Origin of the sequence: Paenibacillus sp. MDMC362 (assembly GCF_003269305.1) — a bacterium.
Classification (GTDB): Bacteria; Bacillota; Bacilli; order Paenibacillales; family Paenibacillaceae; genus Paenibacillus_AQ.
This window is the reverse complement of sequence record NZ_QLYT01000003.1, coordinates 62,150-84,523: the sequence shown is the minus strand read 5'-3', so window position 1 is coordinate 84,523 and position 22,374 is coordinate 62,150. Positions and strand designations below refer to the sequence as shown.

The 22,374-nt window shown below is 49.6% G+C and carries 25 protein-coding genes; 6 read left to right on the top strand and 19 right to left on the bottom strand.

Annotation, left to right across the window (positions count from 1 at the left end; all coding sequences use genetic code 11):
- Nucleotides 1–76 precede the first annotated feature (76 nt).
- The 13 genes from DP091_RS00445 to DP091_RS00385 all read right to left on the bottom strand — a co-directional run bounded on the left by DP091_RS00445 (nt 77) and on the right by DP091_RS00385 (nt 10,001).
- A complete protein-coding gene (locus DP091_RS00445) occupies nt 77–1,201 on the bottom strand; it encodes a CgeB family protein (protein ID WP_113056563.1) in 1,125 nt (374 codons plus the stop codon).
- A gap of 49 nt (nt 1,202–1,250) precedes the next feature.
- On the bottom strand, nt 1,251–2,342 hold the full coding sequence (locus DP091_RS00440; RefSeq protein ID WP_113056562.1) for a CgeB family protein: 1,092 nt from the start codon (nt 2,340–2,342) through the stop codon (nt 1,251–1,253).
- 203 nt (nt 2,343–2,545) lie between these two features.
- On the bottom strand, nt 2,546–2,854 hold the full coding sequence (locus DP091_RS00435) for a hypothetical protein (protein WP_113056561.1): 309 nt from the start codon (nt 2,852–2,854) through the stop codon (nt 2,546–2,548).
- Between the two features lie 7 nt (nt 2,855–2,861).
- Complete coding sequence (locus tag DP091_RS00430; protein WP_113056560.1) at nt 2,862–3,176, bottom strand: hypothetical protein; 315 nt, start codon at nt 3,174–3,176, stop codon at nt 2,862–2,864.
- Nucleotides 3,173–3,487, bottom strand: coding sequence for an alpha-helical endospore appendage domain-containing protein (locus tag DP091_RS00425; RefSeq protein WP_258394350.1), 315 nt, complete (start codon nt 3,485–3,487; stop codon nt 3,173–3,175). Before DP091_RS00425 ends, DP091_RS00430 begins: the two co-directional genes overlap by 4 nt.
- Nucleotides 3,488–3,519: 32 nt before the next feature.
- Nucleotides 3,520–3,810: a nucleoside-diphosphate sugar epimerase gene (locus tag DP091_RS00420; protein WP_113056559.1), complete on the bottom strand. Its 291-nt coding sequence runs from the start codon at nt 3,808–3,810 to the stop codon at nt 3,520–3,522.
- Between the two features lie 71 nt (nt 3,811–3,881).
- Nucleotides 3,882–4,613, bottom strand: coding sequence for a glycosyltransferase (locus DP091_RS00415; RefSeq protein WP_113056558.1), 732 nt, complete (start codon nt 4,611–4,613; stop codon nt 3,882–3,884).
- Complete coding sequence (locus DP091_RS00410) at nt 4,610–5,341, bottom strand: sugar phosphate nucleotidyltransferase (protein WP_113056557.1); 732 nt, start codon at nt 5,339–5,341, stop codon at nt 4,610–4,612. The genes DP091_RS00415 and DP091_RS00410 overlap by 4 nt, the downstream gene beginning before the upstream one ends.
- On the bottom strand, nt 5,338–6,099 hold the full coding sequence (locus tag DP091_RS00405; protein ID WP_113056556.1) for a glycosyltransferase family 2 protein: 762 nt from the start codon (nt 6,097–6,099) through the stop codon (nt 5,338–5,340). The genes DP091_RS00410 and DP091_RS00405 overlap by 4 nt, the downstream gene beginning before the upstream one ends.
- On the bottom strand, nt 6,096–7,031 hold the full coding sequence (locus DP091_RS00400; protein ID WP_113056555.1) for a glycosyltransferase family 2 protein: 936 nt from the start codon (nt 7,029–7,031) through the stop codon (nt 6,096–6,098). Before DP091_RS00400 ends, DP091_RS00405 begins: the two co-directional genes overlap by 4 nt.
- A 145-nt stretch (nt 7,032–7,176) precedes the next feature.
- Entirely contained in the window at nt 7,177–8,034 is an 858-nt protein-coding gene (locus tag DP091_RS00395) for a glycosyltransferase family 2 protein (RefSeq protein ID WP_113056554.1), read from the bottom strand.
- A gap of 178 nt (nt 8,035–8,212) precedes the next feature.
- Nucleotides 8,213–8,773 carry a WIAG-tail domain gene (locus DP091_RS00390; protein WP_113056553.1) on the bottom strand — a complete coding sequence of 187 codons (561 nt, stop codon included), beginning with the start codon at nt 8,771–8,773 and terminating at the stop codon, nt 8,213–8,215.
- 82 nt (nt 8,774–8,855) lie between these two features.
- Nucleotides 8,856–10,001 (bottom strand): glycosyltransferase family 4 protein, encoded by a 1,146-nt coding sequence (locus tag DP091_RS00385; RefSeq protein WP_113056552.1) that lies wholly within the window; start codon nt 9,999–10,001, stop codon nt 8,856–8,858.
- A gap of 291 nt (nt 10,002–10,292) precedes the next feature.
- Between DP091_RS00385 and DP091_RS00380 the strand changes: the two genes are divergently transcribed.
- Nucleotides 10,293–11,396: a YheC/YheD family endospore coat-associated protein gene (locus DP091_RS00380; protein WP_113056551.1), complete on the top strand. Its 1,104-nt coding sequence runs from the start codon at nt 10,293–10,295 to the stop codon at nt 11,394–11,396.
- A 250-nt stretch (nt 11,397–11,646) separates the two neighbouring features.
- On the opposite strand, the gene DP091_RS32300 is transcribed toward DP091_RS00380, so the two are convergent.
- The 6 genes from DP091_RS32300 to DP091_RS31180 form a co-directional block, all read right to left on the bottom strand.
- A complete protein-coding gene (locus DP091_RS32300) occupies nt 11,647–14,883 on the bottom strand; it encodes a DUF5704 domain-containing protein (protein ID WP_373456878.1) in 3,237 nt (1,078 codons plus the stop codon).
- A gap of 10 nt (nt 14,884–14,893) precedes the next feature.
- Nucleotides 14,894–15,817 carry a copper amine oxidase N-terminal domain-containing protein gene (locus DP091_RS00370; protein ID WP_113056550.1) on the bottom strand — a complete coding sequence of 308 codons (924 nt, stop codon included), beginning with the start codon at nt 15,815–15,817 and terminating at the stop codon, nt 14,894–14,896.
- Nucleotides 15,818–16,139: 322 nt separating this feature from the next.
- Nucleotides 16,140–16,538: a helix-turn-helix transcriptional regulator gene (locus DP091_RS00365; protein WP_076323038.1), complete on the bottom strand. Its 399-nt coding sequence runs from the start codon at nt 16,536–16,538 to the stop codon at nt 16,140–16,142.
- A gap of 113 nt (nt 16,539–16,651) precedes the next feature.
- Nucleotides 16,652–17,275 carry a hypothetical protein gene (locus tag DP091_RS00360; protein ID WP_258394348.1) on the bottom strand — a complete coding sequence of 208 codons (624 nt, stop codon included), beginning with the start codon at nt 17,273–17,275 and terminating at the stop codon, nt 16,652–16,654.
- Nucleotides 17,276–17,568: 293 nt separating this feature from the next.
- Nucleotides 17,569–18,303 (bottom strand): hypothetical protein, encoded by a 735-nt coding sequence (locus DP091_RS00355; protein ID WP_113056548.1) that lies wholly within the window; start codon nt 18,301–18,303, stop codon nt 17,569–17,571.
- 253 nt (nt 18,304–18,556) lie between these two features.
- A complete protein-coding gene (locus DP091_RS31180) occupies nt 18,557–18,712 on the bottom strand; it encodes a hypothetical protein (RefSeq protein ID WP_181469697.1) in 156 nt (51 codons plus the stop codon).
- 218 nt (nt 18,713–18,930) lie between these two features.
- Here DP091_RS31180 and DP091_RS00350 point away from each other — a divergent pair, with 218 nt between their 5' ends.
- The 5 genes from DP091_RS00350 (at nt 18,931) to queE (ending at nt 22,365) form a co-directional block, all read left to right on the top strand.
- Nucleotides 18,931–19,383, top strand: a complete 453-nt coding sequence (locus DP091_RS00350; protein WP_113056547.1) for a cell division protein ZapB — start codon at nt 18,931–18,933, stop codon at nt 19,381–19,383.
- Nucleotides 19,384–19,434: 51 nt separating this feature from the next.
- Nucleotides 19,435–20,139 (top strand): AIM24 family protein, encoded by a 705-nt coding sequence (locus tag DP091_RS00345; protein WP_113056546.1) that lies wholly within the window; start codon nt 19,435–19,437, stop codon nt 20,137–20,139.
- 277 nt (nt 20,140–20,416) lie between these two features.
- A complete protein-coding gene (gene queC / locus DP091_RS00340) occupies nt 20,417–21,088 on the top strand; it encodes a 7-cyano-7-deazaguanine synthase QueC (RefSeq protein ID WP_113056545.1) in 672 nt (223 codons plus the stop codon).
- Between the two features lies 1 nt (nt 21,089).
- A complete protein-coding gene (gene queD / locus DP091_RS00335) occupies nt 21,090–21,581 on the top strand; it encodes a 6-carboxytetrahydropterin synthase QueD (protein WP_113056544.1) in 492 nt (163 codons plus the stop codon).
- Nucleotides 21,574–22,365, top strand: a complete 792-nt coding sequence (gene queE / locus DP091_RS00330; RefSeq protein WP_373456877.1) for a 7-carboxy-7-deazaguanine synthase QueE — start codon at nt 21,574–21,576, stop codon at nt 22,363–22,365. Before queD ends, queE begins: the two co-directional genes overlap by 8 nt.
- The last annotated feature ends 9 nt before the right edge of the window (nt 22,366–22,374 follow it).

Below are 22,374 nucleotides of genomic sequence, written 5' to 3'. Positions count from 1 at the left end.
GGTACAATATATTAGGGAGACAAAGATACCGCAACGACACTTGTTACCCCAACATTCATCTATTTCTGATTACCAATCAAGGGAAGATGGTCGAGAACAGCGTGTTCAGCCGATGTGCATAGGTATGCTCCTGAAAAGTTCTCTCCAGAGCACGATGGGCGATATCTTTACGCAGTTGGTCATTCGAAAGGTAATACTCAATTTTCTCCAGCAGTTCACCAGGCGATCGATACGTCTCAATCTCCACACCCGGCGTGTAAAAGCGTGCCAGATCCGCGCGCTCATCACAGAGTTGAAGCGTACCGCAGGCACTGATCTCAAACGTACGTGGGTTCGGGGAAGCCGCAGGAATATGACCACTATTTTGATTAATGTCGTCGTCATCTACTGCGCGGTGCAAATTGATGATAATCTTGGCACTGTTGTATACGTCTGCCGTTTCCGCGGGGCCCATCCACTTGTTGACCTCGATTCGGTTGTTATATCGCCCATACCCAGGGAATCGTTCCCACCAATTTCCGTTAATAAATGTACGGTGCGCCATCAGTTGATTCATAATGGGTTCAAAGAACTGAACCCGCTTAGGGTAGGCTGTACCGACAAAACTGATATCGCGTGTTACCGCTCCAGGTTTGGTGATCGGACGATAATGGCCGGGATATGCAGCAAATGGCAAATAATGAACCTGAGCGCAGCCCATGTTCTGATAATGGGCCACACAGTTAAACTCCAGCGTAAACACATAATCATAGTGTTGAACCCAGCCTATGGTCATATCGGAGTAATACGGATCGTCGGTCATCCATACGGCTGTCCGAATCCCCATGGACCGAACGGCATCCATCTGTTCCACCGGAAGATACATGCCGTCCAGCACCAGCACTAGATCCGGCCTGGTGCGGCTTGCTTCCGCTGCTACATCCTGCTTCGCATCCGTCAGCGAAAGCTGACGTACCATGCCATACAGCGTACCAATAATCGCCTCATCAATCGGCGAATAGGGAAATCCTTTTCCCGAGCTGACAAACAAAACATGGATATCCCGCACAGGCGGGGTGTATACAATCCGGTTGACGATGCCTTGTGATTTCCCCCGGAAGTACCCTTCATCGTATCCCGCTTGAAGACCCGCATTTCTTCCTTGCCCGTATGCCTCGGATACGGCGGACCGACGTGGTCCTGTAACTAAACTTCTAGGCATCCGCTTCGCTCCTCCCTGATATTTGCTTGAACGAAAAAACAAGTCCATCCTATCGATTGGCTTCGACCAAAGTCAGAAGTTCCGGCAGTCGGTGAGCATACGTATGTCTTGTCATCGTTGTCTGAAGCGCCCGCTGCGCTATACTTCTTCGCTGATCCTCTTGAGAAAGATAATAGGAAATCTTATGTTTCAATTCCGGAACGGAGCCAAAGGTTTCGATGTCGATTCCTGGCGTATAATACTGGCTCAGATCCTCACGGATATCCGTGATCTGCAGCGTGCCGCAAGCATTGATCTCAAAGGTGCGCGGGTTGATCGAGCGTCCCGGGTAATTCAAGCTGTTGCGGTTATCGTCACCGCTTTGCGTCGGTCGGTGCAGGTTGATCACAATTTTGGCGCCGTTGTAGAATTTCACGGTTTCAGCAGGCGGAATGAAGCCGCTGTACACAAACGGAGAGAGTTCTTTATAACGGGCTAGTCGTTCCCAGTAGCCTCCGATTATACGAACCTGCTTCCCTTTCAAGAACGGGGCCAATTCATCAAACAGTGCCGCACGGTTGCGGAACGCGTTGCCGATGAAACAGATGTCAGAACGATATGCCGGCCCTGCCATCGTAGGGGTGAATAGTTCCGGATGAACGCCAAGCGGAAGATAAAACACTTCTTTCACCCCAACGCTTTGATACAATGAAACACAGCTCAGCTCGTGCGTGAATACAACGTCAAAGTGCTGTGCCAATCCCGGCGTCTCCTCCGTGAAATAAGGGTCATCCACAAACCAAATGGCCGTCCGGAAGCCGAGGTTTCGTAGCTGATTCATCGAATGGCGAAACCCTTCCGGAAATACATGCAAGCCGTTCATCACCAGGATGATATCCGGCTGTTGCTGCAGTGCCACATCCACCACTTGTTCCGGCGGCACCACGATACATTCCCGAACGATTCGGCCAAGTCCCTTGACTACTCCTTCATCAATGGACTCAAATCCTTGAGGGACATACAGAATTTTCAGATTGAAATATGGCGAGGGCTCCACTGGAATACGTTCCATCAGCGCACGGCACCCCCCCAAACGGTAACCTTCACTGTACCCTGCCTGGTAGCCCTCCTTCTGACCTGTAAGAAACGATACGCTCACCATCTTCACCCTGTCTCTTATGGGATTTACAAAGGTTCATATAACTATATGCCAAGAGGACGAATGCATCATGGACGATTGTCCCTTGAACCGGGAATTTGGCGTATGCCCTTACGTATCGCCCCCTTGAAAACGGCAAGTGAAAATAAAAAAAGAGCGGTCCTTCACGGATTCGAAGCCTTCCGTGAGAGCCGCCCTGTCCGCCTTCATACAGGTGCAGGAGGGATTTGCCCGTCTTCATAACCCTTCGCAAATCCCGATTTAAATCCTTCGTCATATGCCTGACTATACCCTTGGTTATACGCCTGGGATGAGGCGGGATAGAAAACGCGCGCTCCTCTTCGTAAACGATAGCGGCCTCGAATCCCGCGGCGTTTACGCAAACTCAAGTTTCCGCCACGCCGCCGCCTGGCACCTTTAACAACCTTCAAGCGTCTTACAGCCAAGGATAATCTCTTACTACCGGCATGACGTGCACGTCCGCTCTTTCGCAAGCCCTTTATTTTCACTTTCATCCTGTCATTAACCTCCCGAGTGCGTGGTTTGTTTCTGGTCTGCTGTACCGTGGCTTGCATTTCTTCCGGCTGCAAGCCATGGGGAAGAAGGAGATCCCCGTTTCGTTCGGTTCAGCGGTATGCCTGTCAGCATCTCCGTCATAACCGACTGGTAACCGGTTAATAGCCGGATATTCTCAGCAAGCTTTTTCGCAGTTACGTTGGAATGGGCCGAGACTTCGGCAATATTCTCCAAAATGCCGGCCAATGCCTCCTGGCTTCTGGCGATAGATGATATCATGGCTACCCTTGCTTCATGCTCCCGGTGGGTGCGTGTAATCATGAATCCGAATCTCCAAAATCAAATTCATCAAAACCTCCGCTTGACGCCTGATCATCGGTACCTAAAGCCACACGCAGATTCCGGCAGAGCCCCGATCCGATTCGGGTCAGTCCTTCTATCTGCTCCACGATTTGCTCATGCATCACCAGCGAATCCTTCAATCCACCGGCGGAGGGATCCTGCGAAAGCACCCACTCGCGAACTTTTTCAGCTTCGACAGCCTTCCCTTCCAGGATCAGAGAGGTCTCGCGCTGAATGGCAACGGCTGATTCCAGCATTCGCATCAAAGACTCTTCCTTGCTCACCTGCATTCCCGCCTCTGTCATCCGGTAAGATTACCGGGTTATTCTTCCTCTTGGTCTCTCAATTCCTTTAACACGATCTCCAGGCTATCCGCTGCGGTTTGCTGCAGATCCGCCATGGCGTTCAAATAAGACACGATGCTGCGATTGATTAGGGTCGTCTGTCCTCCTGATGATTTCGGACCTTCAGCAAGCTGAAACTCATATTCAGGAAGAGAATGTATAATTTGAGCCATGCGAACAGCAGCATGGCGCTGAGCTTCCAAAATCCGGGCCAGCTGCTGTTGAGAATGCGAAAGATGCGCTATCATATCATCGATTTTGCTCTCCACGTCGGTACTCCCCTTCACTCTTCTATCAGTTCAGCATATGCGGAAAACGAATTCTCCGTGCAACATTCAAATCATATCTTCCCGCTTGCAAATAGCGATGATGCCTCTATTTGTAATCTCTGTTCCGCGGGTATCCGTTCAAGCCATCTGTGCATATGGTCTTCCGCGGAAAGGATCTCTTCAGTCCACAGTCCGATCTCCGCCGGGAGCGAACGTCTGAACAGCAAACAGCTTAATGGACTGGGCGAGGTATTCGGCAGAGCTGTCTCCTCCTCATCCACCCATGCTGCTCCTATACCCGTTGCTTCAGATCTGGCGTAGACCATTTTTATTGGAGGCTCACGCTCAAACTCGCACATCAGAACCCCAAGCCAGTTATCCATCTGCGGAGGATCGTTGGCCAATATGGCGATATACTCGCCAAGTGAAGCTGAAATCGCCTTATTCACTACGCTGGCTAGATGATCTCCGCTATTCCCCTTGACGTGACGCACGACTCCTCTTCGATCATGAATATACCGCCTCGTATTCGCTGTGGCGCCAGCATCGGCAACAAGCACCTCGTAGAGATGGGGAGTCATTGTCTCAATATGCTGTATGACTTGAACCGCCGCATCATGCCGAGAATCCGCAGGGATAATAATGCTCGTTCCTTCGAACACGCTGCCCCTGTCCTCCTGCCCAAGCCTTAGCCCGAGAGCATAACCGGCCTCATAACCGGCTCGGTAATGCTCGCCCGATACTCCCCCCTCCTGCGGCTCTCCGGTATGGATTGCAGCCCGTACTGCACGCCGTTTTTTCATGGCAATTCATCCTTCATATGCACAGCCGCCTCCTGCAACGATTCAAAAGTGCCGGCATCGCACCACCACTGCTGCAGGATGTCATAAATTAACGTCCCGTTGGCTGCATACAGATTGTTGACATCGGTAATCTCCAATTCCCCTCGTTCTGACGGACTGATTCGGCTGATGATATCAAATACGCTATGGTCATACATATATATTCCCGTCACCGCATGACGGCTCCGGGGATTTACGGGTTTTTCCTCAATGAACAGCAATTTCCCACTGCCATCCTCCGCAAATACAGGTACGCCATACCGATGGGGGCTATCCGTAGGACTGAGCAGTACCATAGCCGTACCGGAAGGCTGCTGTACATAATGCTGAATGAACGGCTTTAAATCATCCTGAAACAGGTTATCCCCCAGCAGAACAACGAATTTTTCACCGTGAGGTATATATCCCTTCGCCAGCTCCAACGCCTCCGCAATTCCGCCTGCCTGCTCCTGCACCTTATAGGTCAAATTGACACCAAAGCTCCGTCCGTTCTCCAAATATTCGGCGTACAGGCCAACCGATTTGGAGCCGGTAATCAATAAAATGTCATCGATGCCCGCCTGATGCAGCTTGTGGATTCCATAAGCAATCATCGGATGCTTTCCTACCGGAAGCAGGTGCTTATTCATATATTTCGTCAGCGGAAGTAGTCGGGTGCCGTTCCCCCCTGCCAGCAATACGCCCTTCATGATGCGTCACCTCTCTCCTCGATGAATTGTAATGGGTCTACATTCCACTTCTCTACAAACCGTCTCCGGTTTCGTTCAATCAACTCCTGGAATCCGCTCGGGAACCGGGTTCGGAAGCTTGCACTCCCTTCATGATGCACGAGCACATTCCCTGCCACCACCAGCTTGAACCCTGCAAGGCGAGCGCGATAACAGTAATCATCATCCTCATAGTGTCCGGGCGAGAACATCTCATCCAGGTATCCCACCCGATCCATGACCGTGCGCTTAAACAAATAACATAACCCCACGATACGATTCACTTCGTGCCACAGTGCCGAATTCGGTACATTCCAACGTTCTGCCTCCTGGATGTAGCCTGCTCTGTCCGTATAACCTACCTTTACCTGCTGGATACCGCTTGCGTAATTCGTCACAGGCCCCACAACCCCGATCTCTTCCTTGCTGTATAACGCTTCTTGCAATAATGTCAGCCACCGCGGCGAAACAAAAACATCATTGTTCAGCAGCAATAATTGATCTCCCGAAGCCAACCGGAGACCCTGGTTACACGCGATGGGAAAACCGGTGTTTTCCGGCAGCGAGACAAGCAAAAGCCCTTCCCGTACACAATATTCACCGGTTCCATCCCGCGAACCATTGTCCACGACAATAATCTCGTAGGGGACATCGGTATATGCCCGGATATGGTCCACACAGGTACGGAGCAGATGCAGTCCGTTATACGTGGGGATAATAATACTCGTTAGTCCGCTCATAGGCTGTTCCTCCGTAAGGCTAATTCCGTCCGTGACACCTGTCCCCATTGAAGGCGCCCGCCAAGGCTTTTCATCGTATCTCCCAGGGCTTCGATATGATCCCCAATGATCAGCTTTGCCACTGGATTGTCCTTGCCGCGATTCGTCTTCCTTCGCCGGTTGACGCTCAAAACATCCACGGTCCTTACCGCTTCAATCCGAAGCCCATGTCTTATGGCCAACGTCTGGGCTCTGGGAGGGACTGAAAGATTCGCATAACCGATACGCTCCAGCGCCTGCCTTGTCATCGCATGGGGAACAGCCGTTAGCGAATTGGCCTCCAGATCGTCACGTCCCAGCATGCGGTTGAGAAAGGTTTTACAGCGGGTAACTTCATCTTGGCGGCCAAATTCCGGCAGCAATGGCATGATATCATTCAATGCCACATCCACTCCGCGATCTGCCGCGACCAGATAGGAAATCAGCTCCTCCGCAGGCACCGGCATATCCCCGTCCATGAACAGAACGATGTCCCCGGTGCTCATCTTCGCTCCCAAGGCACGGGCCACATCATGCCCCAGCCGCTCGGGAATGTGGATCACCGTAATGCCTTCAAATGAACGCGCTGCCGCGTACGTATGATCATGGCTCCCATTCTCGACAACGATGATTTCATGAAATGGAAGCCGTTTTAGCTCTCGCAGCACCATGGGAATGGAACCCGCTTCGTTGCAGGCGGACACGATAACGGAAGCACGCCCGTTCAGAGGCGGCAGCAGCGGTGCCGGAATCGACTGCCTGGAACCTCTGACGTATCCTCTTCGGAACGCTTCCGCTACCCCCGGCAGAACGTGATAGAGTTGGTGCTGGGGGATTCCGCTGGATGTCAGCCATTGACCTAAGGCCATGGATGCATCCCTTTTGGAGGCGGCTCCTCGTCTTCTCCCGATCATACCTCCCGCATTCAACGCGAGCCGTTCCCAACGGCTGCTCCGTGTTAAACGGTATGCCACCACCCGTGAGGAACCTTTCTTTAAACGTCTTCGGCCTTTAAATCCTGGTCGACTTATTTTTTTATGAATCCGTCTTTGCACGTGCTCACCTCACCACGCTCCGTCTTCGTCCACCATCGTGATACCCGCCCCGGATACCACGCTCTGCAATCACGGCTTCCAGTGCTTCCAAATGATCGCCAAGCACCAGCATTTCCAGCGGATCTCCGCCCGGAATTCGACCGGGATTCAAGCGTCCAACCTCCACGCGATAGACCGCCTCCACACGCAGCCCCCGGTTCACTGCAGCCGCTTGCGCTTTCGGCGGAATGGACAGCTCCCTTGCACCGATTGTCTCCAGCGCACGACGGCTTAAGGCATGCGGTACAGCTGTCATGGACGCGCCCCGCAAATCAGATCTTCCCAGCATCGAATTTAATGTATATTTCGCAAGAATGACCCGGTGAACCGGCTGCCGATCGATAGGACCGGTATAATCGTTCAACGCCACATCAACGCCGGATTGAACCGCCTGTACGAAAGGCCTTAACTCACCGGAGGGAATAACCATATCGCTGTCTGTAAAAAGAAGAATTCGTCCTTTTGCTGCTTCTGCGCCTACACTTCGTCCCACATCGTGTCCCAGCGGCTCGGCAAAAGACAACACCTTGGCTCCCATCCGTTCGGCGACAGCTGCAGTCTGATCCTTACACCCGTTCGCAACAACGATTACCTCTGTTTCGGGATGAACCGCCCGCGCTTCTGCTATGACCGCGGAAATCTTACCAGCTTCATTCATTGCCGGAATAATGACAGACACGCAAGGATGGGGATGATTCTCCCGTGGAATCTGTGGCTCCATAGGACGATAGGTGGTAGGAATAGCGGGTGGCTGCAACGATTCCCTGGAAGGACGCCGAGAAATCGACCTTCTTCGGGGTCTTAACCGCTGCACATTGCGCATACTTGCACTCCTCCTCCCTTGTAACGGTCACTTGCTCCTTGGCAATCTATCCTATTGTATGTTTGCTCTTCTTCACCGTAACGGCATATGTACGGTTACGCCCCAACGCTTATTCCCATCCGCTATCTGTACATACAAAAAGGGCGGGGAGTATACTCCCCGCCCTTTTTTGACGATTCTATTGCCCGCCTATCGCTATCCATGATAACCATCCGGCTGCAAGCGGATTGCCTGCGGACCTTGTGATGCCGACCATCGCCTGAAGCTCATTCCGTGACTTGACCCCCGCTTGAAACCCCGGGTCGCTGCATGATACCACCATGAGATAATTCCCATCGGCATATGGGGACTGGAGCGAGACGGCAACATCGATGGTGTCCACGCCTTCAGGAAACATGAACGGCATATCGCCAAACTGCTGCATTAACGGCCTGCCAGGCATCCCTTGTACCGGATTAAAGCTCAAATGCGCCAAGTCCACCGAATGGCTTGCAATTTTAGAGGAAGTAATCGATTCAGGGGATATGTGAATGCTATATACGGAATAGTCTTCAATCGCCTCGCTTCTTACACTGCGATGGCGAAGATGAGCCGCGTCAATCGTATCATCGGCCAATTCATACTCGGCCGTACCGCCACGATCAATGCCCGTTCTGTGCGCGGATGTCTTGAGACGGCCAGGATATCGCCGGTACGGTCTCTTCCCTCTTCCCCTGGTGATCCTTCTGGCTTTGTTCACTGTCGGCTCTCTCCTCTGCTTCTAATCGTTACTTCATCCTATTCGGCAAGGGGGGCGCCTGCCACTGTTCCATCGGTTATCCTCAGATGGTTTGCATTAAATGAACCCAGCGCTCGGCCGTATGGTCCCATCTGAAGCGCTGCCGCACCGTTTCGCGACCGGCCATGCCGATCTGTCTGCGAAGATTTTCGTCCTGCAGCAGATTGTTAATCCGCTGCGCAAGTCCGGCTGGAAAATCATCGCTTTGCACCAAATATCCCGTCACTCCGTTTTCCACAATTTCCGGAATTCCTCCGGCACTTGAGGCGATTACCGGCACGCCTGCTGCCATGGCTTCGACATTCACGAGTCCAAACGCCTCTCTTGGGGCGGATGGAACAACCACGATATCTGCGAGCGAATACCAATCCGCAATGGCCGGGTATGGTACAAAGGGGCGAAAGTTTACCCAATGCTGGTAGGGTTTTGCAGCTCTTTTCAATTCCCGCACATAGGCGGTTTCCCGATCCGACCCGTATCCGGCGCTCCCGATAATGAGCAGCAGTACATCCGGATGCTTATCTATGATCTGCGGCAGTGCTTCCAGCAGATGGTGAACGCCTTTATCCGGAATAAGTCGTCCGGCAAACAGGATGATGCGCCGCCCGCTCCATCCGTAATGAGCAAGTCGGGCTTCCCGCCATGCCTTGGCTGCCGGGCTGAAGGGCGGGGTAAAATGCTCCAGACTGACTCCGAGATGATTGATTGTAATTTTATCCGACAGCTCTGGATGCCTTATCGTGATATCTTCCAGCAGAAAACGGCTGTTCACTACGATGCGGTCCATCCACCTGGCAATGTTCCCAAACCGCTGCTCGCTCATATACGGAGGCGATATAAAGGTATTGGAGTGGAGATTAAGTACAGTTTTTACATCGGGGAGATGCATCTTCAGACGCTGAGCTAACAGCGGGCGATTGTGTACTTCGATTATATCCGGTCTCCATTTCTGAAGCCTCCGCAGCAGGGAAGGATAATAATTCGCTCCCGATGGCAGGCGGTAACACGGAACGCCGTTGATCGTGTCTTTTGAAGGGAGTCCTTTTCCAAGCACTCCATATATGCGTACATCCATGGCTCCCTGTGCCAATGGAATGGTCTGCTCCACTACACGCTCGACAGAGCTGCTCCTCCCCGAAGGAATCACAAAGGACCCCGGCGTCACAACGGCCACCTTCCGCAAATCCATAACTCCACACCCTTCTCACAACATATCTATATGAAAAACCACTACTGATATATCATAGGTACCTATCCCCTTGATACCAGCAGTGTTTCATTGCCCTAATTCAAAAGCCGCATCCCTGTCATGTGTATGGCCGGATACCTTAACATATACCGAATCAGGGGCTATTGGTGACTAATCTTTCGATAAAGAATAGGCCAACCACGGGCGACACCCGTCCACCCGGGACAAACTTCCTCCTGCATACGATGTGGTACAAAGACTCCATGATCTGTGGTAACAAGGAGGATGACCATGCATCCGGAATTTGTCGGCATTCTGCTCAACAACAACACGTATCGCAGAATTTCCAGCGGGAGAATCGGCACTGAATCACTGGCTAACTATGAAGAAGCCGCTGCCATGTACGGGCTGGTTCCTTGTTTTTTTACCATTCATCATATTTCATTGGATACCGGAAAGGTGACAGGATATATACCCATTCCATCCGGTTACCGCCGTGTCCACATTCCCATTCCGCGCGCCATCCATATGCGCGCCATCTACCACAACCGACGTGAACTCAAGCGGATCGACGATCTGATCAAACAAGGAATCTTTGTGTTTAACGGCCGTACGCGCTACGGCAAGGATACGATACACCATATGCTGGAACAGGATCCGGGATTAACGAATGCCTTACCGCATACGGTAAAGGCTACGCCCGTCTCGATTCGATCCATGTTAAGCCAACATGGTGACCTTGTCTTAAAACCATGCAGCGGCAGCATCGGCATCGGCATTATGCGGTTAAAAAGGAGCACCGGGCACAGCCAATTGACGTATTCCCGCTCTTCCCCTTCGGCTAAAGGATGGAGAACAGTAACATTGGCCGAAGGCAAGCTTCATCCGCTAATCTACCAGAGGATCAGACGTGCGCCCTTTCTGGTGCAGGAGCGCATCCCGCTGGCAGAATACCGGGGGCGTCCCTTTGACATCAGGGTCACCGTGCAGCGGGGAGGCAGCGGCAGCTGGGAAATCGCGGGCATGTTCGCCAAAACCTCGCCGCCTCAAACCTTTGTCTCCAACATCGCGCAGGGGGGCTCCGCCTATCAGGTACCGGACATTCTAACCCGCTGCATGCCGAATGCCCCTGTCGGAGAAACCCTTGAGCGTATTGCGGAATTCTCCCTGCATATCGCCCGCATCCTGTCCCAGTTTATTCCGTATGCTGCCGATTTTGGACTGGACATCGGTATCACCGAAGATGGAAGGCTCTATTTCATTGAGTGCAACGGCTGCGATCAACGGTATGGTTTCCTGGAGGCCGGCATGGGAGAGGCGTGGAAGAACTCGTATCGGAACCCGATGGCTTTTGTCCGCCATCTCTACGATAACGATGCCTGGCCCTCGTATTAAGATAAGCCGAATGCGTTGGCGATGACGCTTACGGTTTGATCCCGATACGGGATACACCGCCCCTTGTCTGTACCGAAACCTAATCCCCTGGTAAACAGTGTAGCCGTGAATCAACAGTGCTTTTTCATTGCAGAGTGAGCACAACACCAAAAACAGCCACCGCCTTTGAGAATATCAGGCGTGGCTGTTTTTTTGGTGTTGTTATGGGTAAGGATTAGGATCATCCTCTAACATAAGTCCGGTGAAAACTTTAATGAGGTACCTGAGATTTAAAATCCCCTTTGCTGGATTGATCGGCGTGATAGAATATGACATCCCCGTCCATCAGAGAAAACCTATTACCATACGGATCGTTATATGTGCGGCTGTATCCTTCAAGCTGCCATTGATTCATGAGTGGGCCATGAATATATTGCAAATGGGGTTTGGCCGTATTGCCCTCCCGGATCGTCTCGATGTTGAAATTGACCACGATATACCCTTTTTTGAGAAAAATCGGGGATTTTTCGTCCAGGCGGTTCGTCCGTCCATAAGCGGCCAGGTCGGTCCCTTTCTTCACCACATACACGTCGGCAGGAAGACTGTATTCACCGTACCAGCGCTGTACGGCCGCGTTGGCCCGCTCCGTGTCAACGGAGGCTGGCAATCCTGACTTCGGACCGATCAGTGTGCGTATTTCGAATGGAAGCAGCATCCAGTCGAGCCGACCTACCCAGGTCTTGCTTTTGCTGATCTTCTCCAAGTACTGCTTCATGTAGGCTGCCGCGGACATTCCCCCCGGGGCTCCGCCGCGATTGTACAAATACGAAGCAGTATCCTGCAGCTCTTCTTGCGGAACATTGCGCAGCCTGTCATTCAGGATGACATAACGCTTCTCCGTGTCCTGCGGGGAACCGATCCGAATAAACTTCCGGTTTCCGCTATGGTAATACAGATCAACGGGCTGTCGTCCGCTGCCGTCCTGACTAACAAAATAAAAGCTGGGGGTAATTGAAATGCCGTCTTGTACACCAAACATATTGCCCTTCGTCTTCAAATCGAATTTGAAATGGTAGCCTGTCTTTACGACCGCATTCTTATATCCCTGTGCCGGATGCTTGCCCGGTGCAATGGGAAGTGTGTACGGCAGCGAGTTCCCGCGTGCTCCACCGTCAATATCGCGAAGTCCTGTCCAATAGGACGCGCCGCTTGGTGCCGCATTCCCTTTTTGTTTGCGGAAGACCGTCTCCCAGTTATAATCGGCAATATCCGTGATATGGAAATCATATACGCGCCCGATCACTTCAACCGGTTCTATATCCGTAGCCACATGGTGAGCCAAATCCAGGTTCGCGCTGGGCTGCGTCGTGAAGTCGGATGGAGCGTTCTCCGCAATCGTACGAAAATATACCTGATAATCCCCCTCATCCACCCATACCGGCAAGAAAAACTCCGTGTCCAGCTGAGCCGTCGGGATTGTAATCCAGGTGCCTTTTGGATAAAAGGTGCTCCTGTCGCTGCTGTAAACATCGAACGGAAAATACACCTGCTTCGATCTTACATACTTCGCATAGTCTCGGTCTCCGTATCCCTGGATGTTTCGATGCTGACCCGAGGTAGGGATGCGTACCGTAAACGGCCGATCCAAGATGAATGCAGAGCGTTTCGGGTTCGGGGTCGTTTTCTGATTGTGGGCCTGATCATCCGTCACCGAGGAATAATTGACTACCGGCGTGTGGACGGTGACGGTGTTGATGGCGTGAATCGGAAATTCTTTGTTACTTCCACCATTAATGTTGCCGGGTAATAAATCATATTGAATGGTACCTGCACTTGTTGTATTTGCTCTGTTAACCTTATCGCTACTAATCATATTATTAGGCTTGTACAGCACATTGTCACTAATATGTGTGGGAGCGGGGATACTGCTCGGTGTAGGCCCTTTTTCCGGTACTCGATTCGAATTCATAATGGTAGATCCGTTAAAAATCAGAGAGTCATTCGTGACCTCGACTTTTTCTACAGCATTCTCAGCTACACTCTGTAGATTCTCACTTGGCGGGGAAGGTTTTGTCTTATATGAACTTCCTCCGTAAGAGCCTGATGGAGCTACAATGGGATCAGGTGGGGATGGAGGATAAAACGCCCCAGATGCACTGGTTGTAAACTGAGGTGGCTGGTACCCCTGCGGATAAATTGTAATTTGCTCACCTGGTAGTGCGTAATTCCTTAGAGTCCCCTGATCGATCTTATAAACTTCGAGGTTATCAATCACCCAATAAGAATATGGCCGTTCCACGGTGTATCGTTCTGTGACCTTTTCCTCGGCTTGTTGTGGATCAGGTACCGTTGTAGGATTACCGCTCGGATCATTTGGTCCTGGTTTACCTGGGTCCCAATACACGGTCCATGTTTTTTCTACATTGACCTCAAAGGTGCAAACACCTTTCATATTTACAAATGTATTCTGATACAGGTAATTACGAGCCAAGATATTACCATACAAACTTTCAGACGTCGGTATTCCTTGCAAAACATCAAAACGTTCACTTCCACGCAGGTCAGCGAGAATCTTCGCTGTGACCACCGGATCCATGTAACGACCATTCATTTTCGTCCCTGGTGATGGTCTAGTGCAAGAGGCCTCCGGTGGGTCAGGGTTGGTAGGCGGTTTATCGGTCTCATAGTAAAAAAACAGATAATATGTCGGGAATGAGCCATCATAAGTAAACCGGCTAGGGTCACCAGGTGTTATTGATCGACCACTCGGGGTTGAAACAGTGCTTTTCTTGTGTCCAACATATGTATAATCTGCATTCCCAGGGGTATGAGTGAAAGAGTATGGACTATTCTTCTCTAATAATTCTTCACGATCTGTAAAGCCCGGTGTACCGTTCAGCGAACGACCTGTGGTTGTGTAATGTTTTATAATGGCGTTACCTACGTCGGGTTCTAGTTCGATTGTGAAAAGTATAGGGAAGTAATAACGGAGTCCCATAACGTTTTCATTCTGCTCTTGTTTTGTGGTAACAACTGGGTCCAGTGCATCTAAGTCCCCTATCACTTCAATATTAAAAGTAACCGAATCGGTACCATATCCATGAACATTTCCGTCAATTCTTGGCGTGTATCTGTTACTTACACTTCGGTATCGATCATCCCAAGTCTCTTGCTGATATCGGGAACGAAAATAAAGATCTCTGCCATCTGGATCTGACATACTGACATCGAACCATTCAACTGAAACACTCTTGATTTTCCGGTTAGGGATATCAAAACTATAGGTGTATGGCATCTTTTTATTGCGCTGTCCTTTGTACCCTTCAGGAGTCCAAGTTACTCCATCAGAGTATCTCCAAATTTCATAACTGAATAATCCAACAAAGTAATGAATATTTCGATTACTAGGTTTTGGTGTGGTAGGTAATGCTGCGTAGACACTTTGAAATATTATAGAATTTAATATCAGTACCGCTAGCAACCCGAATAATACTTTTTTCATTTTCATGGATCGCACCCTACTTAAATGGATTCTGAAGTAATACCAATGAATCAGTACCGATATCAAATCCAATGTACAGTGCTTTATTCAACTTAAATGACTTATAGTTCCTATCGCCGTCTCTTAAATCGTCTCCTTCACTCGTTGTTTGATAGGTTATTGTTACAGACTTATCTTTATTGATTAAGTAGTTAGTATTGCCTCTACTACGGACTTGATCTCCAAGATAGAAGATGTTTGCCCGGAAGTTAGAATAGCGAATCCTTAATGATTGATACTCACCAAATTTAACCGGCCACACATCATATATGATACGATCACCAATTTCTAGTGGAAGATCATTTAAGGTAAAGATTTGGACACCTGATTTATTGTCGATGTAGAATTTCTTTGTAGAAACCAAATCTATGAACCTTTTGCTCAATGGTAGTTTTTCTATACCTGCTTCATCAATTGTTGGAACTTCCTTCGAACCAATCCAAACCCAATTACCAACCTTATCCCAGTTTACTGGTACACCAAGATTTTCACTTACAAATCTTAATGGCACATAAGTGCGCCCTTTAACAGCTTTAGCAGCAGTATCCATAGTGACATTTTTACCGTTTACAACGGCCTCTCTACTCCCTAAGGTAAGGGCAATCGACTTTCCATCTTTCATATAAGTAACAGTTTTACCACTAAAGCCGATTTCTGCCTTTAAAGCTTCACCAATACCTCTGAGTGGCACTTGCACCCGGCCATTTTCAAAGACAGGGTCTCCGCCTTGAAACTTCACCTTTCTTCCATCCACCAAAACTGCTAATTTAGGACCTCCAACAGCACTATCTGCCTCAAGGGGAATAGGTTCATATAACCCGAGCCATGTCATACTAATCAAAGCTATAACCAATAGCTTTATATTCCATTTTCTTACCTTGTTAGTTACCTCTTTCTTCATGAATATCCTCCTATACAAGTTGTGGAATAAACCTATGCTATTGCTCCATATCTCCTTCCTACGCCCTTGCTTAGGGACATCAACCGCCGTCTCTCACAATTACACATCCATGACATTTTTGGATGAATGAGAGAATTATAGTTATATTATCATATAATCATCTATTTTGGTATAATATTCCTATCCTGATTCTAATTTACTACTACATTCGCTTCTCCACATGAGAATAATGGATTCCCCATACATTAATAAAAACCTCGACGATAGTCACATGAAGATGTGTCCTTCGTTCGAGGTTGAATTGTTACACGTAGTGGAACCGTTATAAACCGGTGGAGGATTCATCCCGGTCCCCGGCCTGAATTTCAGCTTTTTCCGCGCTTTGCTTATATACAGCAGCCAATACCTTCTCATAAGCGCTTTCAAATTCATCGGGCAGCATCGGCTTGATTTGCTCCAATATGGTCAATAGCTTAAATAACGCCTGTACCTCCTCTTCCGTTAAACCAAGCGGGTACATTGCAAAATGCCCGATAAATGTGTAGCCTCGGCCTCGGCCTTGGTGAGTGATGGGAATATGCATGGCGCTGAGGGCATCCATATCCCGATAAATGGTTCTTTCGCTGGTTCCACAACGTTCGGCAAGCTCTCGAGCCAGTATACCTGGTCTTGCTTGTACAAGGGTAATGATTCTCATTAGTCGGATCAGTCGGTCTGTCATATGGCATTCTCCCTATCTTTCTAGTAAATTAGACATACATTTATTGACTGCTAAATAGTACATTCGACCCTGAAATCATTTTTCCTTTTTTATATACAGATTCTTCATTCCAGTTAATCTTTAAGTCTAAAGTCCCCCTTTCTATTCGCATTTTCAGAAGATAATTGCCGATATGTATCCAGATACAATCCAATTAATTGATAAAGGGTCTCTGCCTCCCTCAAATAATCCGCGTCCCGAAATCGGATTGCGTATAAAAGCATCTCATCTGCCTGTCTACGAATCATTTCTTCTCCTCGAGCCAGCTTCCCCCGCTCCAGCTCTCTTCTTGCTTGCTCCAGAATGGAAGCATTCTGGTATAACTTCAGCACCTTCTCAACGCGATCATCTGCCCTCCGGTATTTCAATGCCGTATGATTGCTGAATTGTAGCGGAATCGTTCGAGACGGCTGCAAGACGACCTGCTGCTTCTGAACATCCATATAGGTCCACAGAGCGGTAATTATGGGATACACCCCCGATTGCCTGGCTCCGACACTTAGCTCAAGAACCAGCTGTTTGGATCTCCCTTCCGACAAAGAACCTAAAGACAACGAAATGTTGCGATCATTCAATATCTCGCCATGGCATCCATACATATGTCCTACTTGAACGTATTCCCCTAGTTGAAGGTGTAATCGGACATCTTCAGCCATGGGCTGATTAAAGCCATGAGACTGCTTTTTTTGCTTCAACACACCAGCCCTCCACTCGATCAGCAGAAAGACCTGACTAGTGCCCCCAGCGAATACATGGCTGTGGCTCCATGTAAAATCCGAAAACAAGCCAGACTGCAATACATCCACCTCTTTCCTCTTCTTCTAATAATGTACCAATACAGATGGACATCTTACTGTCACGGAACATATGTTCCTATTATGAATTCGACAAAAAAAGACCACAGCCCTAGCAGCTGCGGTCCTTTGAATATGCTGATTATTGTCAGATGTCGGACAAGGAAGTCTTTTACTGGGTCGGAATTGACTTATTCCTACAATAAAACGGTTTGTACAATGGCAAATAATAAAACATAAATGCCAATAGCAATCCCTAAAAATTTCATCCATTGGCGGGATCCAATGCGGTACAATTCGATAATGGCTGCGCTGTTCGCTGCCAGTCCGGTCATTAAAGCAAATACAAGAATGAGGAATGCCAGCTTTAACGACATGAAACTGATCAATCCGCTTATTATAAGCGCCGCTCCGAACGGCAGCTGAAAAGAACCGATCTTCGCAATGAATTCCTTCCAGTCAAGCTTCTGCTTCGTCACCATATTGCCCGCAAACCAGAAGGAACCCAATAAAATGACGGTTGAGAACAGCCCCAGCAATAGCGCGCGGCTCCCCATGCCGAAGTTACTTAACAAGGCAGACACCATGCCCAATCCGGAATAGAACATCTGTTTAATGCCAAGGCCGAACAACCAAAATCCGATGACGCTGGAAGCCATCCCGATCATGCCGTAGATCAAACCAGTTTGATCTCCCCGCATGTTCAAAGCACTCATCGGATTTTTTAATAGCTTCAGCAGCACTTGACCATCCACTTGAATCGTTGAGGCAGTCTTGGCATCTGAAGCTCCAGATGATGAAGAGGCTCCGTGCTCTTGTTCAGGCTCCGTCGCTGCGGCCGTGTATTTCATAGGATTCGCTGCGATGTCGTCAACGCATTGATGTGCGACGCCCTCCGTTAACTTGTTGCCGCAATGTGTGCAAAATGCCATTTCTTCAAAACTCCTTTTTCATCATTATGGTTTATGTATATGGGTTCTTGTTACAACCCAGTATAAAGGAAACTTGTATAAATTTGTAACATTATCTTCCATATCTCGTCATATTCAGACGAATTTTTTTGTTTTTTATGCCAAACTCATACGCAAAAGAATGAAGGTTCATTCACAATTAAACGCAAAAAAACCGGAGACCTGCTCCGGATTTTAAAGGCTTTTGATTTCACGATACAGGGTCTATTAACCATTAACCTATTTCTGCTGCCGAAACGGGTTTATCTCCCATATGTCTTGATGTACGTTGAATGGGAGCGTACGTTACTTTATCAATTAATAATCCGTTTCCCACGGGTTTTCCATTCACTGTAATCATAATTTTTTTCACATTGTTATCCTTCATCATGATTGTAATCTCCTTTTATCTGTTAGTTCATTTTATGATCATTCTTACGGGATGGCTGTTGGGCGCTTGCTTACATACATTACCCTTCACTTGAGCTAGTTAAACAACTTGGCTGTTAATAGATTCACTTCCATCGCAAATATGGGTAATATATTAATAGAAACCTGTCAGATTCTGATTCGTAATTACTATAAATAATCGAATGGTGGTGGTCCCTCTTGCATAAGCCGACAAAATCCAAGCTAATTCAACTTTCTCTCATATTGCTGGTGGCGGGGATCGCGCTGCCGGCCGGTGGACGGACCGCCAGCGCCAATTACTTTAATAATTTGTACGATAATATCCAGCAGTTCTCCGGACTGCCCGATGAAATAAACCAGCTCAAGAGCAACTATAACCAAGCCTTACAGGAACTAGACAAAGCCAGAATCGCCTCCGAACGGCTGCAGCAGCAAAATCTGACCCTGGCGGAGCAGAACTCCAATCTCGCGGAGCAGAACCAGCAATTAACCCAAATGGTAAGCCAGCTTCAGGAGGCTGAAGCCGCACGAAATCGCGGGGCGGAACGTATAAAGACCGTGGCGATCACCGCCGTTGCGTTGGCTGCCGGATACTTTGTCATCATTCGCGTCCTGCGATTCGGCATGCGCCGAACGAACCGTTCTAAATAACAAACTTTATCCAGATCCCTACCATCCAACCAGGCAAAAGGAGGTGCGGCCATGATAATCCGAATGGAAGATGCAGCCGGCAGCGGAGCGGGACAAGCGGTTACGTTCTCCCTGACGGAAGGGGACACGGTCCATGTCCTCCATCCTGAGCAAATCGTTGCCTATCGGGGGCCCTCCTCCGGACGCAGCGACCGTCTCATGAACGTAAAAGGCATATACCGCAAGAAAAAATGGATTCGTGCCGATATTACAGGGCCCAGTCAGTTCACGGCTGCGCTCCCGCCAGGCTTCAATATGCATGAAATTGAGCTGGAAGGCGAACAGGACATGCTCTATGATTTTCGGCATGTTTTCTTTTATACCCAGCATGTTACGATGCAGACACGAATTCTTAAGATCAAGAACATGCTGGTCACCCGAGACGCGATTAAGATGAAGTTTTCCGGAAATGGCAGCATCGGCATTTTGACCCAAGGTCCGGTATGTAAAGTCAAGCTGCATCCTACCGAGCCGTTGTATGTGGACGCCGGGAGCATCATTGCCTATCCGGAAGCGGCCAAGCTGGACCTGACCGTGTACGGCAATCATCTGGCCAGCCAGCATATGAACTACCACTGGAAGCTGACCGGTGACGGTTACGTGTTGTTTCAAGCCGGACGCCAGAATCAGCGACTCGTGGACGAATTAAACGATGAGGGCATCATCAAGCGTTTTCTGCGGGAAGCAATTCCCTTCGGCGGAGTGTTTATCAAATAATCGGGCCGTGTTATAATGGAGGGCGTGATCAGACTGCGTGCTGGATTCTAACATCCTCAGCGGTCACAAGGACAACAGAAGACAATCCATGCGCCTATCGCGGTGTGTGGGAGAGGTTCGTGAACTCCCTCTATAAAAAACTATCGTGTCTTATTCGATGCTGCACCCTAAGAATAAGGCTTGTTTTTTTACGGATTCAGTTCAATGAACTTCTCTTTCTTCTACAGGTTCAGCCCTTTTGGCTGTTCTTAAAATATGAAGGATGAGAGGTTTTTTTATGCTTAAAAATGAAAAAGCGGTCGTTGTTTTCAGCGGTGGTCAAGATAGCACCACCTGCCTGTTCTGGGCGAAGGAACGCTTCGCCGAAGTGGAAACCGTAACTTTTGATTATGGCCAACGCCATAAGCTTGAAATAGAATGCGCGGCACAGATCGCCAAGGAACAGGGCGTGAAGCAAACCGTGCTTGATATGAGCCTGCTTAATCAGCTGGCACCGAATGCGCTGACGCGAAGCGATATCGAAATTGCCGAAGGCGACGGCTTGCCTACTACGTTTGTGGAGGGACGAAACCTGCTGTTCCTTAGCTTTGCCGCTGTGCTGGCCAAGGGCATCGGCGCCAAACATCTGGTCACGGGCGTATGCGAAACGGATTTCAGCGGTTATCCCGATTGCCGGGACAGCTTCATCAAATCACTCAACGTTACGCTGAATCTGGCCATGGATTACCCATTCGTCATTCACACGCCGCTTATGTGGCTCGACAAGTCGGAAACCTGGGAACTAGCCGATCAGATGAATGCACTCGAATATGTTCGCGACCATACGTTGACCTGCTATAACGGCATTAAGGGCGACGGTTGCGGGGAATGTCCTGCATGCAAGCTGAGAAAAGCGGGGCTCGACAACTATATGCAGCGCCGTAATCGTGTATCCGAAGGGGGCGTCTAATATGAGCCGCGAGCCCGGCGCTTTCCGCATTGTAGAACATCTGCAAAAGCTTGGCGAGGACATCGATGCCGGAAGCCTGCGTTACCATCGGAAGCGGGTGCTTGTCTCCAAGGAGTTTACCTTCGATGCTGCCCATCATCTGCACTGCTATGAGGGAAAGTGCAAGAACCTGCACGGCCACACATACAAAGTGGTCTTTGGTATCAGCGGTACTCCCAATGAAGTGGGCATTACCGTGGATTTCGGGGACATCAAGGATTGCTGGAAAAAGGACATTGAACCTTATCTGGATCACCGTTACTTGAACGAGACTCTGCCGCCAATGAACACAACAGCGGAAAACATGGTGGTCTGGCTGTTTGAAAAAATGGAAGAATCCCTCCGCAGCAGAGAGTCGCACGAGCAACAAGGCACACGAACCGAATTCGTTCGCCTGTTCGAGACGCCGACCAGCTACGCTGAGGTCAGACGGGAGTGGATGATCGATGAATAATGTGCACGTAAAGCCTGAGAACGATTCAACTGCCTCCTCTACGGTCATAGCAGTGGACCGTCCGATTCCCGTGATGGAGATTTTCGGTCCTACTGTTCAAGGTGAAGGCATGGTCGTTGGCCGGAAGACCATGTTCGTTCGTACGGCGGGCTGCGACTATCGCTGCTCCTGGTGCGACTCCGCGTTTACGTGGGACGGATCCGCCAAGGACACCATTTCGCCCATGAATGCAGACGAAATCTGGCAAGAGCTGTACCGGCTGGGCGGTGAGCGCTTCGATCATGTCACCCTGTCCGGCGGCAATCCCGCTCTTCTCTCGCAGCTCGGTACGCTTGTGGATGAGCTGCACCGACATGGAATTACCGTTGCCGTGGAGACCCAAGGTTCACGCTGGCAGGACTGGCTGAATGACATTGATGAGGTCACCATCTCCCCCAAGCCGCCAAGCTCAGGGATGGATACGGACTGGGCCAAGCTCGATGATATCGTCTCCCGGCTGTCGGCTCGGGCGCCCGGCAGATCCTTCAGCCTCAAGGTTGTCGTATTTGACGATAAAGACCTAAGCTATGCGGAAACGGTCCATGAGCGATACCCGAACGTGCCGTTTTATTTGCAGACCGGCAATCCCGATGTAGGTACAGGCGATACCGCTTCGCTGGTCTCCCACCTGTTGGATCGGTACGAGTTGCTTGTCGATGCCGTCATGCAATCCGACCGGTTGAACGATGTGCGGGTCCTGCCGCAATTGCAAACGCTCGTTTGGGGCAATAAACGCGGCGTGTGACGGTATAAT

Bases quoted from the DNA above. Each gene is read 5' to 3' on its own strand.
- DP091_RS00445 (WP_113056563.1), bottom strand. From the start codon at position 1,201: ATGCCTAGAAGTTTAGTTACAGGACCACGTCGGTCCGCCGTATCCGAG.
- DP091_RS00440 (WP_113056562.1), bottom strand. From the start codon at position 2,342: ATGGTGAGCGTATCGTTTCTTACAGGTCAGAAGGAGGGCTACCAGGCA.
- DP091_RS00435 (WP_113056561.1), bottom strand. From the start codon at position 2,854: ATGAAAGTGAAAATAAAGGGCTTGCGAAAGAGCGGACGTGCACGTCAT.
- DP091_RS00430 (WP_113056560.1), bottom strand. From the start codon at position 3,176: ATGATTACACGCACCCACCGGGAGCATGAAGCAAGGGTAGCCATGATA.
- DP091_RS00425 (WP_258394350.1), bottom strand. From the start codon at position 3,487: ATGCAGGTGAGCAAGGAAGAGTCTTTGATGCGAATGCTGGAATCAGCC.
- DP091_RS00415 (WP_113056558.1), bottom strand. From the start codon at position 4,613: ATGAAAAAACGGCGTGCAGTACGGGCTGCAATCCATACCGGAGAGCCG.
- DP091_RS00410 (WP_113056557.1), bottom strand. From the start codon at position 5,341: ATGAAGGGCGTATTGCTGGCAGGGGGGAACGGCACCCGACTACTTCCG.
- DP091_RS00405 (WP_113056556.1), bottom strand. From the start codon at position 6,099: ATGAGCGGACTAACGAGTATTATTATCCCCACGTATAACGGACTGCAT.
- DP091_RS00400 (WP_113056555.1), bottom strand. From the start codon at position 7,031: ATGATCGGGAGAAGACGAGGAGCCGCCTCCAAAAGGGATGCATCCATG.
- DP091_RS00395 (WP_113056554.1), bottom strand. From the start codon at position 8,034: ATGCGCAATGTGCAGCGGTTAAGACCCCGAAGAAGGTCGATTTCTCGG.
- DP091_RS00385 (WP_113056552.1), bottom strand. From the start codon at position 10,001: ATGGATTTGCGGAAGGTGGCCGTTGTGACGCCGGGGTCCTTTGTGATT.
- DP091_RS00380 (WP_113056551.1), top strand. From the start codon at position 10,293: ATGCATCCGGAATTTGTCGGCATTCTGCTCAACAACAACACGTATCGC.
- DP091_RS32300 (WP_373456878.1), bottom strand. From the start codon at position 14,883: ATGAAAATGAAAAAAGTATTATTCGGGTTGCTAGCGGTACTGATATTA.
- DP091_RS00370 (WP_113056550.1), bottom strand. From the start codon at position 15,817: ATGAAGAAAGAGGTAACTAACAAGGTAAGAAAATGGAATATAAAGCTA.
- DP091_RS00365 (WP_076323038.1), bottom strand. From the start codon at position 16,538: ATGACAGACCGACTGATCCGACTAATGAGAATCATTACCCTTGTACAA.
- DP091_RS00355 (WP_113056548.1), bottom strand. From the start codon at position 18,303: ATGGCATTTTGCACACATTGCGGCAACAAGTTAACGGAGGGCGTCGCA.
- DP091_RS31180 (WP_181469697.1), bottom strand. From the start codon at position 18,712: ATGATGAAGGATAACAATGTGAAAAAAATTATGATTACAGTGAATGGA.
- DP091_RS00345 (WP_113056546.1), top strand. From the start codon at position 19,435: ATGATAATCCGAATGGAAGATGCAGCCGGCAGCGGAGCGGGACAAGCG.
- queC (WP_113056545.1), top strand. From the start codon at position 20,417: ATGCTTAAAAATGAAAAAGCGGTCGTTGTTTTCAGCGGTGGTCAAGAT.
- queD (WP_113056544.1), top strand. From the start codon at position 21,090: ATGAGCCGCGAGCCCGGCGCTTTCCGCATTGTAGAACATCTGCAAAAG.
- queE (WP_373456877.1), top strand. From the start codon at position 21,574: ATGAATAATGTGCACGTAAAGCCTGAGAACGATTCAACTGCCTCCTCT.